This is a genomic window from Pseudoalteromonas aurantia (genome assembly GCF_005886875.1).
GTDB lineage: Bacteria > Pseudomonadota > Gammaproteobacteria > Enterobacterales > Alteromonadaceae > Pseudoalteromonas > Pseudoalteromonas aurantia_A.
The window spans coordinates 12,090-31,035 of the sequence record NZ_PNBY01000019.1; the positions used below are offsets into that span (position 1 = coordinate 12,090).

Here is an 18,946-nt window from a genome sequence, read left to right on the forward strand (position 1 = left end):
GAGTATGTATTTAATCTGTTAATTAATTGATTAATAATGAATTTATCGGTTTTTGGTAGACACATTTAGCTATTTTATTTTTTAAATTCTTTATTTTCACATTATGTTATCGGTGTATTTTCTTTCCAATAGCATAATTTTCAAATTTATAATTGTGTAATGTAAATTTATGTCAAAACATTTCAAGCATCTTGCGAAGTACTATCAAAAAGCGCTAGCAAAATCTATTCAGTTCAATCAACTATGTTACTACTGTGGCTGTGAAGCTACAGGCACTGATTTTTGTCCTCCATTAAACCATTGTGAGCTTGTAATTGAGTTTTCTGAAACTGCAGATTTTATAGCCGTCCCCAGCTGTTATGAATGTAACGCGTTACTTGCAAATGAAAGAGATTTGTTGTTATTGGATAGGGCGAAAAAGCTCAAACGTAAACTTGCCCAGAAATATGCTCAGGCGGTGAGGGTCTTTCATGTCTGGGAGCAAGATGAGTTAAGCCAAATGAGCCCAGAGTTTCATACCAGTATCGCAGCTGGTATTCGGTTAGGAAAAGAAACTCAAGATCGACTCGATTTTCCCAATTACACGTTAGAAGTTGCTGGAGCATCAGTTGGTATCCCACATGCTCGTTCTGAGTTTTTTGTGGGGGAACAGTGTTTCGACAGTTTTAAAGCGGCTCTAGAGCATTGCTATTCAAGCTATACCTTACAAAAAGGTAAATTTTATACCTTACTGGTAGAAGAATGTGAAGGCGATTTTGATAAAGCATTAAGTAAGTATATGCATCGTTTTAAAAAACCAACAGAGGCGGTATCTTCAATTGACCGAATAAAAGAATTTGCAAAGCAACACAAACAAAACTCTGATTTTGTCGCAAGGGCGAGTACACAGCTGCTAAAACGTTACCCTGAACTTGAACTCGAAGGGGCGCTTGCTAAATTATATGAAGATTACATAGCAAAATAGTATAGGAAAGCGATGATATTCATCGTGTAATATTGCGTTTTAAGGTATTTAAATCGCCTTTTAACGCTATATTAGTTACAGTGAAAAAAAACAGAAGAGATGACAACAATGCAAAAATTTGCTCCCTCCGTATTAGTGTTAGCGCTTGGTGCTGCACTGGCGGGCTGTCAAGACCAAGGCCCGCAAAAAGATCACGTCAAAATTAACAAAAACCCTTATCCAAGTACTTATACAGTGTTTGAGAATAGTTCTACTTTAATTACTAATGCTACAGTGTTAACTGGTACTGGTGAAAGATTAGAGCAAGCAGATGTATTTATTCTCGATGGTAAAATTGCACAAGTTGGCAAAGATTTAAATGTGAATGCAGACAATACTATTGATGCGCAAAGCAAATGGGTAACGCCTGGTATTATTGACGTTCATTCTCATTTAGGCGCCTACCCAAGTCCGTCTGTAGAATCTCATCAAGATGGTAATGAAATGACGAGCCCTAATACCGCAGAGGTATGGGTTGAGCATTCAGTATGGCCACAAGACCCTGGCTTTAATCGTGCACGTGAAGGCGGGATAACAACATTACAAATTTTGCCTGGCTCGGCAAATTTATTTGGTGGACGTGCTGTCACGTTGAAAAATGTGCCAGCTCATACCATGCAAGCTATGAAGTTCCCTAATGCACCTTATGGTTTGAAAATGGCCTGTGGTGAGAATCCTAAACGTGTATATGGCTCTAATAAAATTGCGCCTCAAACGCGTATGGGAAATATGGCAGGGTATCGTCAAGCATGGATTGAGGCGAGCGAGTATAAGTCAGCATGGGAGCAGTACGATGCTGAACATGCAGCGGGTTTGAACCCTGATGCGCCAAAGCGCGACATTAAGTACGACACATTACGTGGTGTATTAGATGGAGAAGTTATGATCCATAACCACTGTTATAAAGCAGAGGAAATGGCAATGATGATTGATTTAGCGAAAGAGTTTAATTATCACGCGGGCACATTCCACCATGGTATTGAAGCGTATAAAATAGCCGATTTACTGGCAGAAAATGGCAATTGTGCAGCGCTATGGCCAGATTGGTGGGGTTTTAAAATGGAAGCTTATGACATGGTTCTAGAAAACGTCGCTATTGTGGATGCGGTCAAAAACTCATGTGCTGTGGTTCATTCAGATTCTGATACGACTATCCAGCGTTTAAACCATGAAGCGTCAAAAATAATGCATACGGCGAATCAAAACGGGTTTGCGTTAAAAGAGCAAGATGCAATTAAGTGGATCACGTATAACGCTGCTAAATCTTTAGGTGTTGAAAAAGAAACCGGCTCATTGAGTCAGGGTAAACAAGCTGATGTTGTTATTTGGGATAAAAACCCGTTTAGCGTGTATTCGAAAGCAGAAACAGTCTATGTTGATGGCGCTAAGGTTTATGATAGAAATGATGAAAAGTATCAAGCAGTGAGTGATTTCATGCTTGGCCAAAGATAGGAGTGCACACCATGACTAAATTTAAAGTATCTTTAATTACCGGTGCATTACTAGTGAGTTCTTCGGCATTTGCTCAAGTTACAGCAATCACTAATGCAACGGTTCATACATCAACAGAACAAGGCATTTTGAAAGATGCGACGGTTGTTATTGAAAATGGCAAAATCACAGCGATTAACCCTGCAAGTGTAGCGGCTGATGTGACCATTGATGCAAAAGACCAAGTTCTAACGGCGGGCTTTATTGGTTCCATGAACCAATTAGGGCTGGTAGAAGTAGGCGCAGTATCACGTTCTCGAGATGCGGGTGATGATAAAGCGGGTATTGACTTTGATACTAGCTCGGCATTTAACCCTCGTTCTTCGTTGATCCCTTATGCTCGTAAGGGGGGCGTAACACAAAATGTGACAGTACCACATGGTGGCGATAGTATTTTTGCTGGTTTGGCATTTGTTGCTGATTTAAGTGGAAAATTTGGCAGCATCACTGATAAACACTCTGCACTAGTTGTGCATTTAGGGGCTAAGAGTGATGGTTCTCGCGCGTTATCTTATAAACAGCTGGTAGATAAGCTTGAAGGGCAGCAGCAATCGCTTGCTGAAAAAGATGATAAAAAAGACAAAAAAGACAAAAAGCCCTCTTTAGAAGAGCAAGTATTGACGCAAATTCTTGATGGGGAAATGCCGATAGTGACACATTTGACCCGTGCTTCAGACATCTTAGAGATCATTAAAATCAAAAAGCAATTTGATATTAATGTTATTGTTTGGGGAGGTGAAGATGCCCAGTTAGTCAAGGCGCAATTGGCAGATGCACAGATCCCAGTTATTGTAAGCGCTGTGTCTAATTTACCGTCTGATTTTGACTCATTGCATGCAAGTTTAGAAACGGCAGGTGTGTTAGAAAAAGCAGGTGTTAAAGTTATATTGTCTATCGGAGGTGATGGTAGTCATAATGTTTACCAACTGCGCTTTGACGCGGGTATTGCTGTTTCAAATGGTATGAGTCATGAAGGAGCGCTTAAAGCCCTTACGGCTAACGTAGCCGATAGCTTTGGCATTGAAGGCGGCACAATAGCCAAAGGCCAGCGTGCAGATCTTGTTCTTTGGAGTGCAGACCCATTTGAGATAAGTACTCATGTCCAAAAGATGTGGATCAATGGTGAAGAGGTTAGCACTAAATCTCGTCACGATAAGCTACGAGATCGTTATACAACAGACTCAAAGCTACCACGTGCTTATACAAAATAATTTATATAAAAGTAATGGTAATTAAGATTAAAAAGGCGCTGAGATAGCGCCTTTTTATTTGGCCCGATTTATTTTGGTTTTTTGTCGTTATGCAACTGATTTTGCACGTGAGAACGTAAACCCATTTCGATATTAACCAAACTAAAAAAATTAAATACAGCGTGCAGGTTTAGGCAGACCCGCTATTTTAGTTGCCTGTTTAGCAGGGCCTTTTGGGAATAACTTGTATAAGTAGATACTGTTCCCCTTGTCTTCGCCGAGGGATTTTGCCATGGCCTTTACTAGCATTCTAATTGCTGGACTGGTGTTGTATTCTTCATAGAAATTTCTCACAAAAGTGATCACTTCCCAATGTGCGTCACTCAGCGTGATATTTTCTTGCTCAGCAATTATGGGGGCGAGTTCACGTGACCACTGAGTATGGTCGAGTAAGTAGCCTTGTTTATCTGTTTCAATGATTTGATTATTTATTTCTAACATAGTTACCAAGTAATTGATTTTTTTGCGTTGTCGATGAGCGTTACCCATTCAACATCGCTTATAGAAGAAAATGATGGATGTGCAGTAATACCTCTTGCAACTAGGCAATGAGATAACACATATTGTTGACTTGCTAAGTTTTGATAGCTAGCTTGGTCAAAGCAAGCCTCACCCATTAATAAGATACCATCTGAATCACTAATTAATGACGTGACAGTGACACTGTTAAATGTGCTCAGTGGCTTTGAGAAAATATGTAATGTGTTCATGTCTATAATGTCACTATTTGGTCTTGTTGAGCGATTAACTGACGCTGTTGCTCAGTGTTAACAATGCGAACATCAATGCTCAACTCCGCCAGTGTTAGCTGATATAAATCAAGCGCTGATTGGCAAACATAAACTTGATCTATGTCATATATTTCGAGCATTTTGATAGACTTTAAAAAGTTTTTTATTCCCATTTCCTGTGGTACCTGATCAGATTTTAGTGCTAGTACAGCTGGGCCTTGAAAAAGCCAACTAACATTTTGATCAATGGCGGCAAAAATAAGAGCTATATCTAAAGCGTCTCGGGTGTGCATATTATCAAACGGACTGTGGCTGCTAATGACCATAATATTTTTCATTTAAATTGCACCCATTTGTCTGATTGAGCGCTGAGCATAGCAAATTCAGCAAGTCCAGCGACCTTGAACACTCCTGTATTTGTCGTGTCTATACCGCGTTTTTCTGCTGCGCTAACACATAAGATAAGTGAGATCCCTTTGTCTGAGAGTGACTGCCATATTGCGGACACATTTAATTCATCACTGGCCAATTGAAGGCTTTGGGAGGCATGATAAACACCGTCTTGATACAAAAAAATACAGGGGATCTCATGACCTTGAGATAAAGCTGTATGTGCAAAGCGAGATAGGTTATGTAATGCAAGGTGATCAGATACACCTGAATGTAATGAGAGTACAAATTTACTCAAAATTAGCCCATAAAAAAGCCCCTAGATGGGGCTTAGTTTACCAGAACTAACTGGTTAGTCATCATTTGCACCTAAAAGTGCAAGTAATGAAGTAAATAAATTGTAGATATTCAAATACAGGCTAACCGTTGCCATGACGTAGTTAGTCTCACCACCGTTTACGATACGGCTTGTATCATACAAGATCAAACCAGACATCAGTAACACGACAGCTGCATTGATTGCCATAAATGCAATGCTACTACCGATGAAGATATTCACGATGCCTGAAATAATAACCACGATTAGACCAACCGTTAAAAAGCCACCCATAAATGAGAAGTCTTTTTTAGTTGTTAGTGCATAAGCTGACAAGCCGAAGAAGATCAGGGCGGTTGAACCAAGTGCCTGCATAATTAGTAATGTACCATTTGGCATAGCAGCATAATGGTTAAGCAGCGGGCCTAATCCAAAACCCATAATACCGGTAAATAAGAACACTAGACCAATTGCAGACGACGAATTAGCTTTTTTTTGAATAACAAAAATAAGACCGAAACCAATCAATGAGCAAACGATACCAGTAAAACGAGGTAGAGCCATTGTCATTGAAATAGCCGCAGTAACAGCGCTAAAAGCAAGCGTCATAGCTAGTAAAAAGTACGTGTTTTTAAGTACCTTATTAGTTTCGATTGTCGACATAGCTGGTTGAGCTGTGCCATATGAGTGATTGAACGCCATGTTAAACTCCTTAAGTGAAACAATGTTCAGATAATTAAACTGTACTAAGATTACCAAGACTTATATGGTTGGGCAAACTTTGTCGATCAAATAGAGTCCCAATAATATAAAAAGTTCCTTACACTGACCCTCGTTGCTTTATGTTTGAACGAATGAGCCGTTTTTTAAGCACTTAAACGTTTTTTTTAAAAAAAAGCTTCACATTGCCAAAGGGATTATCTAATATTCGCTCCGCTGCGGAGAGATGGCTGAGTGGTCGAAAGCACCGGTCTTGAAAACCGGCAAGGGTTTGTAGCCCTTCTAGGGTTCAAATCCCTATCTCTCCGCCACTAATTTATATAGGACTTGTAGATAATATTTACAAGTCTTGGCAGTAAAAATTTCGGAGAGATGGCTGAGTGGTCGAAAGCACCGGTCTTGAAAACCGGCAAGGGTTTGTAGCCCTTCTAGGGTTCAAATCCCTATCTCTCCGCCATTTATTTTAACTTTAAATAGTTAGCGCAGTATTCGGAGAGATGGCTGAGTGGTCGAAAGCACCGGTCTTGAAAACCGGCAAGGGTTTGTAGCCCTTCTAGGGTTCAAATCCCTATCTCTCCGCCATTTATTACTAACTTTAATAGTTAGCGCACGTTTTCGGAGAGATGGCTGAGTGGTCGAAAGCACCGGTCTTGAAAACCGGCAAGGGTTTGTAGCCCTTCTAGGGTTCAAATCCCTATCTCTCCGCCATTATTCTTAATTGAATACCAAAGCCGCTTTTAAGCGGCTTTTTTTTTCAAATTTTATCTGGGTTGCGCCAATGCGACTAAAGTCGACTGGCTTTTGCTTGCTAATGCTTCAATGTGACTATATTGACGAAATAACCGGATTGAATATATGAAGCCTTTATTGATAAAAAGTATTGGTATGTCGTTATTATCACCGATCATTATAGGGTCTGTTTTAGGGCTATATTATGGAGTGTTATTAGAACAACCCATTTGGTCAGTGTTTGTCGGATTACTGATGAGTGCAATTGCTAATGCACATATTGTCGGGTTAGCGATGGCTGCTTTTGTTGTACCTGGGTATTTGCTGATGCATAAATATAATAAGGTTCAATACTCTGCTGTGCTTACTTTAGGAATGCTCGGTGGAGCGGTATTTAGTCATTTGCTAACAGCCAGTTCTGGGGGTGGGTTTGTAGTCAATACAATCATGGCTGCCTTAGCTGCTGGGCTGTTCCTATTTAGCTTACGGCGCTTTGCTTAAGTGGCTGCTGGTAATTTAATCGATCGAGCTGAAATTTACAGATATTTAATACTTTTTCTGCATAAAAGGTTTCAATTAATAGCATGAAAGAGTACCTTAAGCTTTTGTATGACGTAACTGTGATATTAAGTAGATGCAGAAGCAAGATTTTTATCAGACACTTGTAAACCAAGCCAATTCTTTAATTTGTGATGAACGTAACGTAATCGCAAATATGGCGAATATCAGTGCACTTTTATTTACATCTTTAGACGATATTAATTGGGCCGGATTTTATCTTGTAGATACACCAAAAGAGCTCGTACTAGGACCTTTCCAAGGCAACCCTGCTTGTATACGTATTCCTGTAGGTAAAGGTGTATGCGGGACCGCTGCACAATCATTAGAAACTCAATTGGTCGATGATGTGCATGCATTCACAGGGCATATTGCTTGTGATGCAGCGTCAAACTCTGAAATTGTGATCCCAGTAATAAAAAATGGTCGTTTGTTTGCTGTTTTAGATATTGATAGCCCAAGGTTGGCAAGGTTTGACAAGCAAGACCAAGTAGGACTAGAAGCGTTAGTAAAGTGTTTTGAGGCTACTTTATAATGAAAGATTTAGTCAACGTGCAAGATTACCTTTTCGCGATTGCCGATGTAGGCGATTGGGAGGGGGAAGAAGAGCAAGTTACCGAGACTTTAAATGAGTTAATTCATTTTGCTTGGCAACTTTTACCAGATGATCTCGATTGTGAGAGCATCGACAATATAATCAACGGTATATGGGAACATCTTCGCGGTGATTTAGCTTTAATAGAAGTTGAATTCGAAGAGTTAACTGACTGGGTAATACACTATATCCATTCATCATTAGATGAAAAGGTATAACAAATAGGTTTAAAAATGGAAGCCACAAACAAGCTAAAAGATATTAATGAGGTTCTGGATTTTTTATATTCAGAGTTTCCTCAGTGTTTTAAACAAAAAGAGGGCATCAAGCCGCTTAAAGTCGGTATCTTTAAAGATATTGCTGAGCGTATTGAAGGTTCTGAGAAGGTAAGCAAGACTCAAGTACGTCAAGCATTGCGTAAATACACGTCAAACTGGCGCTATTTGGAAGCGGTTACTAAAAACGAGTTCCGTATCGATCTTGATGGAAAAGACGCTGAAAAGGTTGAGCAAGAGCACGTAGAGCACGCGCAAAAAGCCCTTGAAGAAAGCCGAGCTAAAATGGCTAAGCGCAAGAAGACACAGCGTCCTCGTCAAGATGGTGATAATAAGTCTTTTAAAAAGAAAGGCCCTGCACATCCTCGTTCTGGTGATAAAAATACCCGAGTTAATAAAAAGCCTGCTCCACAGCAAGCAAAAAGAAACCCAGGTAAAGTTGAACCATTGCCAGCGAACGAGGTCAAGGTTAATAACAAAGTTAAAGTTAAATTAGGACAAGCTTTGGTTAATGCAACAATTACTGAAGTGAACAAAGATGATGTTCACGTAGAATTAGTAACTGGTATGCAAGTAAAAACCAAAGCAGATAGCCTGTACATAGTTTAAGGAGTTGTGTATGAGTAAAAAGTTGACACTCATTCCCGTTGTAGCGGCGCTTTTTTCAAGTGTATCAATCGCCTCACCTGATTCGGTGACGGAAAAAGACATACCGGATTTAAAACCGGAAATTCAACATACAACGGCAAGCAAAAGGGTGACCAACTTATTTACTCGCCAACACTATAAACGTTTTAAGCTCGATGACGCTTTGGCAGAAGAAATATTTGATCGCTATGTAGAATCTTTAGATTACACAAAGTCACTATTTTTACAGAGCGACATCGACGCTTACAAAAAATATCGTCTTCAATTTGACGATGCGCTAAAAGCCGGAAAGCTGGATTTTGCGTTTGAAATGTTCAATATGAGCATGAAGCGTCGTTACGATCGTTTTCAGTTTGCAATTGACTTATTGGATACAGAAATTACGTTCGATAAGCCTGATGCTTTTTATTACGATAGAGAAGACCTTCCTTTTGCGACGAGCCAAGATGAACTAGATGAATATTGGCGTCAGAGAGTGAAGTCAGATGCGTTACGCTTAAAGTTAACAGGTAAAGATTGGGCAGATATAAAAAAGATCCTAACAAAAAGATATAAAAATACGCAAAAACGATTGGTACAAACTAATAGTGAAGATGCTTTCCAAGTCATGATGAACGCATTTGCGCGCAGTGTTGAAGCACACACGTCTTACCTTTCCCCACGTCGAGCTGAACAGTTTAAAATGGATATGGATCTAGAGCTTGAAGGTATTGGTGCTGTATTAGGATACGATGAAGATTATACGGTGATCCGGTCTTTGGTACCGGGTGGACCAGCAGATAAGTCTGAGCGGATCAAAGCAGACGATAAAGTAGTGGGGGTGGCCCAAGGTGATAAAGAATTCGTCGATGTCATTGGCTGGCGTCTAGATGATGTTGTTGATTTAATTAAAGGTCCAAAAGGGACAAAAGTCAGACTACAATATTTGAAAGGCTCAGATGCCCATGGTACGCCAAAAGTTGTTGAAATCACAAGAGATAAAATTCGCCTTGAAGACCGTGCAGTTAAATCAGAAGTATTCGAAGCTAAATATTCAGACTTGACGAGTAAGATTGGTGTAATAGAAATTCCAAGTTTTTACAACAACCTTTCAAAAGACGTTAAAGTTGAGATCACAAAACTGAAGGAACAAGAAGTCGATGGCATCGTGATTGACCTTCGGCAAAATGGCGGTGGTTCACTTTACGAAGCGACGCAACTGACAGGCTTGTTTATTGATAAAGGTCCTGTAGTCCAAATTCACACCTTGTATAACCGTGTTGAAGCGCAGAAAGACAGAGATGGGATAACATTTTATGATGGACCTATGACAGTGCTCGTTGATAGGTATAGTGCTTCGGCTTCAGAAATATTTGCAGCGGCAATTCAAGATTATGGGCGTGGTGTAGTAGTTGGTGAACAAACCTTTGGTAAAGGGACTGTTCAACAGCATCGTGGGCTTGGAAAAACACTAGATTTATTTAGTAACCCATTGGGAAGCGTGACATACACAATTGCAAAGTTTTATCGTATTAATGGTGGAAGTACCCAACATAAAGGCGTGATCCCTGATGTTATGTTGCCATCAGCTATTGAGCCTCAAGAATGGGGCGAAAGCCAAGAAGACAATGCGCTACCTTGGGATAGCATCAAACGTGCAACATATAGTAGTTTAGATAACCTTACGCCAGTGGTTAAATATGTCGATGCGAAGCATGTTTCTCGTATGCAAACAGAACCTGAATTCAATTATGTCTATGACGATATAGCTCGTTACAAAGCACAAAAAGATGATAAGAAAATTTCTTTGATGGAGTCTGAACGCTTAAAAGAACGTGAAGAGTCGGATCAAAGAGCGTTGGCGAGAACAAATGCGCGATTAAAACGCTTAGGATTGGAAGCAATTAAAGATTTAGACGACGTACCAGATGTGATTAGTGAGCTTGACCCGTATCTTGAAGAAGCGGCGTTGATCACACAAGATTTGATTTCGTTCGGTCGGTTGGCGAAAAACGACCTTTAAGTCGACCCCTATATAGATACAAAGGCGCTTAGGCGCCTTTTTTGTTACGTATTTAACAGTGAATTTGTTATTATGCTGACAATTAATTTGCGACCTGCAAATATGGCAACAAGGGTCTCGTCTAGAGACTAGAAAAAATAAGAATAAGCATTAGCATTAGCTATGCAGAGGAGTGCTCAATTTGAAACAACAAAAAGTACCATCATTATTGGATGCATTAACGCCAATAGTGGTTCTTGTCAGCTTATTAGGAGCTGCGGTATATCTATATGGCGATAATTCATCTTCTGGCCCCAACCAAATAGCGTTGCTGTTCGCAACATTTACCGCAGCATTAGTGGGTCTAAAGAATGGATATACATGGAAAACACTTGAAGAGGCCATGATCAAAGGGATCACGATTTCCCTTGGTGCTATTTTAATTTTATTGATGGTCGGTGCATTAATTGGTACTTGGCTATTATCAGGCACCGTGCCGACATTAATTTATTATGGTTTACAAATCATCAACCCTAGTTGGTTTTATGCAGCGAGCTGTTTAATTTGTGGCATCGTTGCAATGAGTATTGGTAGCTCCTGGACCACAGCCGCCACCATTGGTGTTGCATTACTCGGCGTGGCCACCGGTTTGGGGCTAGACCAAGTAGTGACAGCCGGTGCGGTAATTTCAGGGGCTTATTTTGGTGATAAACTGAGTCCATTATCTGAAACAACGAACTTAGCGCCTGCTGTTGCAGGTGCTGATTTATTTGAGCATATACATCATATGCTATGGACAACGGTTCCGAGCTTTGTCATCGCATTGAGCATTTTTATTTTTATGGGATTTAATGCTGATGTAAGTGCTGACGTAGGGCGCATAGACGAAATTGTAGGGATCTTGCAAGGTCACTTTAATATTAATTTATTAATGCTTGTACCGCTGCTAGTGCTCCTTGTGCTAGCCTTTAAGAAAATGCCCGCATTCCCAGCAATATCAATTGGTGCTGTTGTAGGGGCTATATGGGCTATTCTCTTTCAGGGCGAGCTATTACAAAGCCAAATTGATGCTTCTCATGGAGAGCTAATAGGTTACTTTAAACTCGTATGGGCCACTTTCTATGAAGGGTTTAACATCTCAACGGGTGACGGTAAAATGGATGATCTGCTCAGTGGCGGTGGCATGGCGAGCATGCTGACAACAACTTGGTTGATCATGACAGCTTTGATGTTTGGCGCCATTATGGAAAAAACGGGATTATTAGAGATATTTGTCCGTAGTATTTTAAAGATAGCCAAAAGTACTGGGTCATTGATTGCCTCAACGATAGCAACATGTATTGGGACCAATGTGGTCGCGGCGGATCAATATATTGCTATTGTAGTGCCAGGGCGCATGTTTAAAGATGAATATAAAAAACGTGGATTACGCAGTGTAAATCTATCAAGAACACTTGAAGATGGGGGGACTATCACCAGTCCGTTAATCCCTTGGAATACCTGTGGTGCATATATGCAAAGTGTTTTGTTAATTAACCCGTTTGACTATGCGATGTATGCGTTCTTTAATTTAATTAACCCGCTATTAGCCGTGATTTATGCCTATTTAGGTGTCAAAATACTGAGGATCAAGCCTAAAAATTTAGATCAAGCTTAATTCGTTACGCCCCAATTTACGTTGGGGCGTTTTAAAGGAAATGAATATGCAAGAAAAGCCACAAGCAAAATATCTGAGAGATTATCAACCTCCCTCACACCAGATCTCTCATTTGGATTTATCATTTGATTTAAAGCCAACAGCCACATCTGTTATCTCAAAGGCCCATTATATTGCTCAAAGCGGTGAAACAGAGTTAAGCCTTAATGGCGTTGAACTAAAATTAGTAAAGTTATTGGTTAACGGCGTTGCGTATACTGATTTTGAACAATCAGCCACGCTTTTAGTGCTAAAGGCGTTACCAAATGCGTTTGATTTAGAGATCCATACTGAGATTTCGCCAAGTACGAACACCTCGTTAGAGGGCTTATATCAGTCTGCTGGCGCATACTGTACGCAATGTGAAGCTGAAGGTTTTCGAAAGATAACGTATTTTTTAGATAGACCCGATGTATTAACGACGTACGATGTCACCATTGTTGGGGATAAGTCAATTCCTTATTTATTATCTAACGGTAATAAAGTGAAGGAGGGAACGACTGAAGATGGCCGTCATTTTGCCAAGTGGCAAGATCCATTTAAAAAACCCAGTTATTTGTTTGCCTTGGTTGCAGGTGATTTTGATGTCTTAAAAGATGAGTTCATTACCTGTTCTGGTCGTTCAGTTGAACTGGCATTATTTGTTGATAAAGGCAATCTTAATAAAGCACTTCATGCTATGGAGTCGCTTAAACGCGCGATGGCATGGGACGAAAGTCGATTTGATCTCGAGTACGATTTAGATATTTATATGATCGTCGCGGTTGATTTTTTTAATATGGGTGCGATGGAAAATAAAGGGTTAAATGTCTTTAACAGTGCATGTGTATTAGCGAATCAACAAACTGCAACAGATAGAGATTATCACACCATTGAGTCTATTGTAGGTCATGAGTATTTCCATAATTGGACTGGTAACCGGGTAACCTGTCGAGATTGGTTTCAATTATCGCTAAAGGAAGGTCTCACGGTATTCCGTGATCAAGAGTTTAGTAGTGATCTTGGCTCTAGGGGGCTAAACCGTATTGATGCAGTGATGGCAATGAGAGCACATCAATTTGCAGAGGATGCAGGCCCAATGGCACATCCAATTAGGCCGCAAAAAGTAATAGAGATGAATAATTTCTATACAGTGACTGTGTACAACAAAGGCGCTGAAGTCATTAGAATGATGCATAGTTTACTTGGTGAGCAGGGGTTTCAAAAAGGGATGAAACTATATTTTGACAGGCATGATGGTCAGGCTGTGACATGTGATGATTTCGTCAGCGCAATGCAAGATGCAACTGGTGTTGAGTTATACCAGTTTAAATTATGGTATGAACAGATTGGTACACCTACACTAAACGTGACAACGGATTATGATGATCACGCGAAAACATTCTCAGTCAATGTGAGTCAACACCATGCACAAAATGACTCTGTATCTGATCCGCTTCATATTCCGTTCGCAATTGAACTATTAGACGACGCTGGGGAGGTAATTCCACTCATTTTTGATGGCTGTGAAGTTGCTAAAACTTTAAGTCTAACGACTGATACGCATCAATTTGTATTTGAAAATGTTGAGTCAAAGCCGGTACCTGTTTTGTTAGAGGACTTCTCAGCCCCGTGTATTGTTAATTATGATTATCATCTCGAACAGCTACTACATATTGTTAAATACGCAAGCAGCGACTATGCACGTTGGGAAGCAATGCAACAGGCTTTTTCGTTAGAAGTTCGCACAGCTGTAGAGCAACTTAATATAGGTAATACATACAGCCTTCAGTCTACACTCATTAACACGCTTCAAGAGCTTCTGAACCAGCGCAAAGGTGATGTTGCTTTACTGGCTGAACTTTTGACTTTACCAAACTTTGATGCGTTAGCTGCCATGTTTGAAGTAGTTCCTGTCGATGCGCTTGTGACAGTTACTTATAATTTTAAACAAGATATTGCAAATCATTTAGTTGATGAGCTTAAAGTTGCATTCTGTGCATCTAAAGAACACGGGCAGTTATCACATGACGGTGTAGCTGCACGCGCGATGAAGAATATATGTTTATATTATCTCGCATTGGTCAGTGACACAGAAATACAGAACTGGATCTGTGCACAAAGTGACAGTGAGAACATGACATTGAAATTAGGTGCACTTAAAGCTGGTACGTCAGCGCAGCTTGATTGTGCCAGTACACTAATGGATAAGTTTGATGCTGCATGGCGTCATGATCTGTTAGTAATGGATAAGTGGTTCTCTTTACAGGCAATGGCTGATAACGATAATGCTATTGACACAATCTATAAACTTTATGAACACCCGTGCTTTGACAAATCAAACCCTAATCGAGTTCGCGCTTTGATCGGTAGTTTTGCTCGAAATAATCCTGCTCAGTTTCACCGTGAAGATGGAGCTGGCTATCAACTACTAGGTGATTTATTAATCGAACTCAACGCCATAAACCCACAAAATGCGTCCCGAATGATTACACCATTTATGTCATGGCGTAAATTTGATAGCAGGCGTCAAGAAGCTATGAAGGTGCAATTACAGCGTTTGGCAGACTTACCGAATTTGAGCGACGATCTCTATGAAAAAGTGGAGAAAGCGCTGAGCTGAGTTATGCAAGAGTACTTTTTTAGCATGTATTTAGACTATGAACAGTGCTTGGATTTTTATAATGGCAGCATTAAATTTGTTCAGGTAGTAGAAGACGGCGGAAAGCGAATTCGCTTTCCGGTTATCCATGTAAGAAAATTTGTATCGTCGATAGGGATCCGTGGACGCTTTCGGCTCTGTTTAGATGAACAAAGTGCATTCATTTCGCTTGAAAAAATAGCTTAGTGATGACGTTTTCTTATGACTAATATTGTATTTTTGTTAAATGAGTTTGTTATAAACTTAAATTACGTGTTATAAATTATCTGGTAGGACGTCTTACCATGAGTAATATAGAGCCTAAAACGTTAAAAAAGCACCGATTGAACGCGTTCTATTTGTAATTTGATCCAATCGCTTCTATCGTTACGACAACAAAAAACAATAACTTGATTATAAAAACCCGCTTTAAGGGGGAGAAATAATGATAAAAAGATCGCTCTTTGTTAAAAACAAAATAATGCTCGGTCTTAGTGCTGCGGCGTTAACGCTAGGCAGCTCACCTTTGCTCGCTGCAAATTTTGAGGTTGGTGACTTTGAGATTACTTTCGACTCAACTTTTTCATACGGCCAAAGTATCCGTGTTGAGGATCGAGACTTCCAGTATATTGGTAAAAGTAATCATCCAAGGTTTGACTGGGACGGTTACAATGCATTGACAGGGAATACTGTTTATTCATCTGCCGAGGTATGGGCAAATTCAGGTGCCTATTCAAACAATGGTGATGCGGGGAACTTGAACTTCGATTCAGGCGATACCTTTTCGCAGTTGATAAAAGGGACCCATGACTTTGGTATTACCAAAGATAATTACGGTTTCTTTTCTCGTTTTATGTACTTTTACGATTTTGCAATGGAAGATGGTGATTTCGCATATCGTAATCCGGTGTCAGGCGGGAAAGTTGATCCATGCGCGGATGACAATACCAAAAAGCAAGTGTGTTCTGACATTCGTTTGTTAGATGCATTTGTGTGGGCTGACTTTGATCTTAACGGTGGTAATAATCCACTATCGGTTAGATTAGGGCAACAAGTAGTGAATTGGGGTGAAAGTACTCTGATTTCTCATGGTATAAATGTTAATCCTGTTGATATTGACCGTCTAAAGGCGCCTGGTTCAGAAGTTAAAGAGGCGCTTATCCCTGTCGGTATGCTTTGGGCTTCGTTAGGGATAACTGAAAATATAACCTTAGAAGGCTTTTATCAGTACCAGTGGCATGAGACACGCTTACCGGCTTCTGGTAGCTATTTCTCTACCAATGACTTCGCTTCTGAAAATGGTTATAGCCAGAATATACAATTAGGCTTCACTTCAAACCCTGATATTGATTTAATGCACTTAAGTGATTCATTAAATAATTTACAGGCTAACTGGTTAGGAGCACTTGCTGCGCAAGGTTTAGATACGTCAGACCCTAGTGTATTAAACAGCGCGTCAGCGCAGTCTTTACTGGGTAATATGTACTTGCAATATCCTACAAAAGTTGCGTTAAAAGGCAAAGGGGATGCAGGGAAAGTAGAACCCAAAGACTCTGGTCAGTATGGTCTACGTTTAGGCATTTACTCCCCTGAACTAAATGACACTGAATTTGCACTTTATTACATTAACTACCACAGTCGCCGTCCATTGATATCAGGTAAAGCATCTGATTTTACAAACGCTGCAATTGGCGCTGATCTGCAATATATTTCGCAAAATACCATTACAGAAGACAACATTACCAATCTAAAAGCGTTTACTCAGGGTCAGATTGCGTACCCTGAAGATATTAAGCTTTACGGTCTTAGTTTTAATACTGCAATTGGAGAAACAGCATTTGCTGGCGAGTTTACTTATCGCCAAGATGAGCCTCTTCAAATAGATGACGTAGAGTTATTGTATGCTGGTATGGTAGAGCAGTTAGCTTATGCTGGGCGCCGTGACGACTTTGCGGGTTTTTCTCAGCTCAGCCAAGGCGATGCGGTGAGTTATGTGAATCCAGGTGAAATTGCTCAGGGTTATGTCTTGAAAGATACAATGCAACTTCAGTTTACAGCAACCCATTTATTTGGCCCAACTCTGGGGGCGGACAGCTGGGCAGTTATTGGTGAAGTCGGTGGTGTGACAATTAAAGATATGCCGAGTTACGATGAATTGCGTTTGAATGTAGCGGGTACAGGCAGAAGTGGCACGATTGAAGGTTTAACAGGGCGCAGCTATGATCTTATTCATCAAGCGGTGTCTAATGGTCCAGAAGTAAACCCTTTCCCGTCAGCTTCAGCATGGGGCTACCGCCTGATAGCAAAGGGCGATTACAACAATTTATTTGCAGGGGTTAACTTCTCTCCAAGAATTGTTTTCTCGCATGATGTAAATGGTATTACTCCTGATCCAATGTTTTTGTTTGTAGAAGATCGTAAGTCACTGGGTGTGACTATGAACTTCAACTATCAAAATGCATGGTCATTCGATTTTGGTTACAACACGTTCTGGGGTGGTGGCGCAACCAACACATTTGCAGACCGTGATTTTGTATCTTTCAATATTAAGTATTCAATTTAAGGGCTTTCAGTATGTTTAGAAAACCTACATTTATCGCCGCTACAATAATAGCAATGCTTTCAGCACCAAGTGCGATGGCAAAAATGTCGGCAGAAGAAGTAGCACGTTTAGGCACAGATCTGACACCAATTGGTGCGCAAAAAGCAGGGAATGCTGATGGCTCTATCCCAGCTTGGTCTGGTGGGATAACGACACCCCCAGCGAACTATAAGCCAGGAATGCATCATCCTGATCCGTTTGCAGATGACAAAGTTTTATTTACGATTGATAAGTCAAATTTAGATAAGTACAAGTCATCACTGAGCCCGGGTCAGGTTTCGCTTTTCGAGACTTACCCTGACACGTTTAAAATGAATGTGTATGAAACACGTCGAACGGCTGCTTATCCGCAATTTGTTTATGACGCAACTAAAAAGTATGCATCTACCGCTGAGCTGATTGAAGGTGGTAACGGTATTAAAAATACTGCTATTGGGATCCCGTTTCCGGTGCCAAAAAATGGACTTGAAGCAATCTGGAATCACTTATTAAGATATCGTGGCTTGTCTATCGCACGTTTTGGTGGGCAGGCGATGCCAACAGAGTCTGGTTCTTATAACGTTATTGGATTTGATGAAAAGTTATTGGTTAAATACTCTGATCCAAGCGCAACACCAGGTGAGCTTAGAGAATCTAATGTATTATTTAAGTTCAAGCAAAAAGTAACACAACCGGCTAGATTGGCAGGCACGGCTTTACTTGTACATGAAACGATGGACCAAATTTTGACACCACGTCAAGCTTGGACCTATAACACAGGCCAGCGTCGAGTTCGCCGCGCGCCAAACGTTGCTTATGATGCACCAGGAACAGCATCAGATAGCCTACGCACGACTGATGATTTTGATATGTTTAATGGTTCCCCAAACCGTTATAATTGGACATTGAAAGGTAAGCAAGAACTGTACATTCCATATAATAGTTATAAGTTGCATAGTGATAAGCTAAAGTATGAAAACATTCTTATGGCCGGTCATGTTAATCCTGAACACGTACGTTATGAAAAGCACCGTGTATGGGTGGTTGAAGCCGACTTAAAAGATGGGACGCGTCATATTTATAAAAAGCGAGTCTTCTACATCGATGAGGACAGCTGGCAAATTCATGTTGCTGATCTTTATGACAACCGAGATCAAATGTACCGAGTTGCTATGGCACATGGTTTAAACTACTACGACGTACCTACACATTGGAGCACATTAGATGTGTATCATGATCTTAATTCTCGTCGTTACCTAGCAATAGGGCTAGATAATGAAGAGAAAATGTATGACTTCAGCAAGTCGTTCCAAGATAATGAGTTTACACAAAGCGCATTACGTCGCGAAGGTAAGCGTTAAT

Annotated in this window: 18 protein-coding genes and 4 tRNA genes; 17 read left to right on the forward strand and 5 right to left on the reverse strand. The window is 40.4% G+C overall.

Annotation, left to right across the window (positions count from 1 at the left end; all coding sequences use genetic code 11):
* The first annotated feature begins 169 nt into the window (after positions 1 to 169).
* From CWC18_RS04300 to CWC18_RS04310, 3 genes are all read left to right on the forward strand, one after another.
* Positions 170 to 964, forward strand: coding sequence for a hypothetical protein (locus tag CWC18_RS04300; RefSeq protein ID WP_138674789.1), 795 nt, complete (start codon positions 170 to 172; stop codon positions 962 to 964).
* Between the two features lie 108 nt (positions 965 to 1,072).
* A complete protein-coding gene (locus CWC18_RS04305; protein ID WP_138674790.1) occupies positions 1,073 to 2,455 on the forward strand; it encodes an amidohydrolase in 1,383 nt (460 codons plus the stop codon).
* A gap of 11 nt (positions 2,456 to 2,466) precedes the next feature.
* Complete coding sequence (locus tag CWC18_RS04310; protein ID WP_138674791.1) at positions 2,467 to 3,705, forward strand: amidohydrolase family protein; 1,239 nt, start codon at positions 2,467 to 2,469, stop codon at positions 3,703 to 3,705.
* A 150-nt stretch (positions 3,706 to 3,855) separates the two neighbouring features.
* Here CWC18_RS04310 and CWC18_RS04315 read toward each other — a convergent pair whose 3' ends face one another.
* The 5 genes from CWC18_RS04315 to CWC18_RS04335 are packed head-to-tail and all read right to left on the reverse strand — an operon-like array spanning position 3,856 to position 5,883.
* Positions 3,856 to 4,185: a TusE/DsrC/DsvC family sulfur relay protein gene (locus tag CWC18_RS04315; RefSeq protein ID WP_138591962.1), complete on the reverse strand. Its 330-nt coding sequence runs from the start codon at positions 4,183 to 4,185 to the stop codon at positions 3,856 to 3,858.
* Between the two features lie 2 nt (positions 4,186 to 4,187).
* A complete protein-coding gene (locus tag CWC18_RS04320; protein WP_138591963.1) occupies positions 4,188 to 4,454 on the reverse strand; it encodes a tRNA 2-thiouridine-synthesizing protein in 267 nt (88 codons plus the stop codon).
* Positions 4,455 to 4,456: 2 nt separating this feature from the next.
* The gene (tusC, locus tag CWC18_RS04325; RefSeq protein ID WP_138674792.1) at positions 4,457 to 4,813 is read right to left on the reverse strand and encodes a sulfurtransferase complex subunit TusC; all 357 of its coding nucleotides are present in this window, start codon (positions 4,811 to 4,813) and stop codon (positions 4,457 to 4,459) included.
* The gene (tusD, locus tag CWC18_RS04330; protein WP_138591965.1) at positions 4,810 to 5,163 is read right to left on the reverse strand and encodes a sulfurtransferase complex subunit TusD; all 354 of its coding nucleotides are present in this window, start codon (positions 5,161 to 5,163) and stop codon (positions 4,810 to 4,812) included. Before tusD ends, tusC begins: the two co-directional genes overlap by 4 nt.
* 54 nt (positions 5,164 to 5,217) lie before the next feature.
* Positions 5,218 to 5,883, reverse strand: a complete 666-nt coding sequence (locus CWC18_RS04335) for a Bax inhibitor-1/YccA family protein (protein ID WP_138674793.1) — start codon at positions 5,881 to 5,883, stop codon at positions 5,218 to 5,220.
* Positions 5,884 to 6,121: 238 nt separating this feature from the next.
* Here CWC18_RS04335 and CWC18_RS04340 point away from each other — a divergent pair.
* The 14 genes from CWC18_RS04340 (at position 6,122) to CWC18_RS04405 (ending at position 18,945) form a co-directional block, all read left to right on the forward strand.
* A tRNA-Ser gene (locus CWC18_RS04340) sits at positions 6,122 to 6,212 on the forward strand.
* A 55-nt stretch (positions 6,213 to 6,267) separates the two neighbouring features.
* Positions 6,268 to 6,358 (forward strand) — tRNA-Ser (locus CWC18_RS04345).
* Between the two features lie 34 nt (positions 6,359 to 6,392).
* Positions 6,393 to 6,483 (forward strand) — tRNA-Ser (locus CWC18_RS04350).
* 35 nt (positions 6,484 to 6,518) lie between these two features.
* Positions 6,519 to 6,609: transfer RNA gene (locus CWC18_RS04355), tRNA-Ser, on the forward strand.
* A 147-nt stretch (positions 6,610 to 6,756) separates the two neighbouring features.
* The gene (locus tag CWC18_RS04360) at positions 6,757 to 7,131 is read left to right on the forward strand and encodes a hypothetical protein (RefSeq protein WP_138674794.1); all 375 of its coding nucleotides are present in this window, start codon (positions 6,757 to 6,759) and stop codon (positions 7,129 to 7,131) included.
* A 133-nt stretch (positions 7,132 to 7,264) separates the two neighbouring features.
* Positions 7,265 to 7,723, forward strand: coding sequence for a GAF domain-containing protein (locus CWC18_RS04365; protein ID WP_138674795.1), 459 nt, complete (start codon positions 7,265 to 7,267; stop codon positions 7,721 to 7,723).
* Positions 7,723 to 8,001 (forward strand): hypothetical protein, encoded by a 279-nt coding sequence (locus tag CWC18_RS04370; RefSeq protein WP_119860394.1) that lies wholly within the window; start codon positions 7,723 to 7,725, stop codon positions 7,999 to 8,001. The genes CWC18_RS04365 and CWC18_RS04370 overlap by 1 nt, the downstream gene beginning before the upstream one ends.
* Before the next feature lie 15 nt (positions 8,002 to 8,016).
* Positions 8,017 to 8,667 carry an RNA chaperone ProQ gene (proQ, locus tag CWC18_RS04375; RefSeq protein ID WP_138591969.1) on the forward strand — a complete coding sequence of 217 codons (651 nt, stop codon included), beginning with the start codon at positions 8,017 to 8,019 and terminating at the stop codon, positions 8,665 to 8,667.
* A 10-nt stretch (positions 8,668 to 8,677) separates the two neighbouring features.
* Positions 8,678 to 10,708: a carboxy terminal-processing peptidase gene (gene prc, locus CWC18_RS04380; protein ID WP_138674796.1), complete on the forward strand. Its 2,031-nt coding sequence runs from the start codon at positions 8,678 to 8,680 to the stop codon at positions 10,706 to 10,708.
* 181 nt (positions 10,709 to 10,889) lie between these two features.
* Entirely contained in the window at positions 10,890 to 12,344 is a 1,455-nt protein-coding gene (gene nhaC / locus CWC18_RS04385) for a Na+/H+ antiporter NhaC (protein ID WP_138591971.1), read from the forward strand.
* A gap of 40 nt (positions 12,345 to 12,384) precedes the next feature.
* Positions 12,385 to 14,985, forward strand: coding sequence for an aminopeptidase N (gene pepN, locus CWC18_RS04390; protein WP_171041038.1), 2,601 nt, complete (start codon positions 12,385 to 12,387; stop codon positions 14,983 to 14,985).
* Between the two features lie 3 nt (positions 14,986 to 14,988).
* On the forward strand, positions 14,989 to 15,210 hold the full coding sequence (locus CWC18_RS04395) for a DUF2835 family protein (protein WP_010363942.1): 222 nt from the start codon (positions 14,989 to 14,991) through the stop codon (positions 15,208 to 15,210).
* Between the two features lie 238 nt (positions 15,211 to 15,448).
* Positions 15,449 to 17,566, forward strand: a complete 2,118-nt coding sequence (locus CWC18_RS04400; protein ID WP_138674798.1) for a DUF1302 domain-containing protein — start codon at positions 15,449 to 15,451, stop codon at positions 17,564 to 17,566.
* An 11-nt stretch (positions 17,567 to 17,577) separates the two neighbouring features.
* Positions 17,578 to 18,945: a DUF1329 domain-containing protein gene (locus tag CWC18_RS04405; protein ID WP_138591975.1), complete on the forward strand. Its 1,368-nt coding sequence runs from the start codon at positions 17,578 to 17,580 to the stop codon at positions 18,943 to 18,945.
* Position 18,946: the final 1 nt, after the last annotated feature.

Excerpts from the sequence above, each read along its gene's own strand:
- CWC18_RS04300 (WP_138674789.1), top strand. The coding sequence starts at position 170 with ATGTCAAAACATTTCAAGCATCTTGCGAAGTACTATCAAAAAGCGCTA.
- CWC18_RS04305 (WP_138674790.1), top strand. The coding sequence starts at position 1,073 with ATGCAAAAATTTGCTCCCTCCGTATTAGTGTTAGCGCTTGGTGCTGCA.
- CWC18_RS04310 (WP_138674791.1), top strand. The coding sequence starts at position 2,467 with ATGACTAAATTTAAAGTATCTTTAATTACCGGTGCATTACTAGTGAGT.
- CWC18_RS04315 (WP_138591962.1), bottom strand. The coding sequence starts at position 4,185 with ATGTTAGAAATAAATAATCAAATCATTGAAACAGATAAACAAGGCTAC.
- CWC18_RS04320 (WP_138591963.1), bottom strand. The coding sequence starts at position 4,454 with ATGAACACATTACATATTTTCTCAAAGCCACTGAGCACATTTAACAGT.
- tusC (WP_138674792.1), bottom strand. The coding sequence starts at position 4,813 with ATGAAAAATATTATGGTCATTAGCAGCCACAGTCCGTTTGATAATATG.
- CWC18_RS04335 (WP_138674793.1), bottom strand. The coding sequence starts at position 5,883 with ATGGCGTTCAATCACTCATATGGCACAGCTCAACCAGCTATGTCGACA.
- CWC18_RS04360 (WP_138674794.1), top strand. The coding sequence starts at position 6,757 with ATGAAGCCTTTATTGATAAAAAGTATTGGTATGTCGTTATTATCACCG.
- CWC18_RS04365 (WP_138674795.1), top strand. The coding sequence starts at position 7,265 with ATGCAGAAGCAAGATTTTTATCAGACACTTGTAAACCAAGCCAATTCT.
- CWC18_RS04370 (WP_119860394.1), top strand. The coding sequence starts at position 7,723 with ATGAAAGATTTAGTCAACGTGCAAGATTACCTTTTCGCGATTGCCGAT.
- proQ (WP_138591969.1), top strand. The coding sequence starts at position 8,017 with ATGGAAGCCACAAACAAGCTAAAAGATATTAATGAGGTTCTGGATTTT.
- prc (WP_138674796.1), top strand. The coding sequence starts at position 8,678 with ATGAGTAAAAAGTTGACACTCATTCCCGTTGTAGCGGCGCTTTTTTCA.
- pepN (WP_171041038.1), top strand. The coding sequence starts at position 12,385 with ATGAATATGCAAGAAAAGCCACAAGCAAAATATCTGAGAGATTATCAA.
- CWC18_RS04395 (WP_010363942.1), top strand. The coding sequence starts at position 14,989 with ATGCAAGAGTACTTTTTTAGCATGTATTTAGACTATGAACAGTGCTTG.
- CWC18_RS04400 (WP_138674798.1), top strand. The coding sequence starts at position 15,449 with ATGATAAAAAGATCGCTCTTTGTTAAAAACAAAATAATGCTCGGTCTT.
- CWC18_RS04405 (WP_138591975.1), top strand. The coding sequence starts at position 17,578 with ATGTTTAGAAAACCTACATTTATCGCCGCTACAATAATAGCAATGCTT.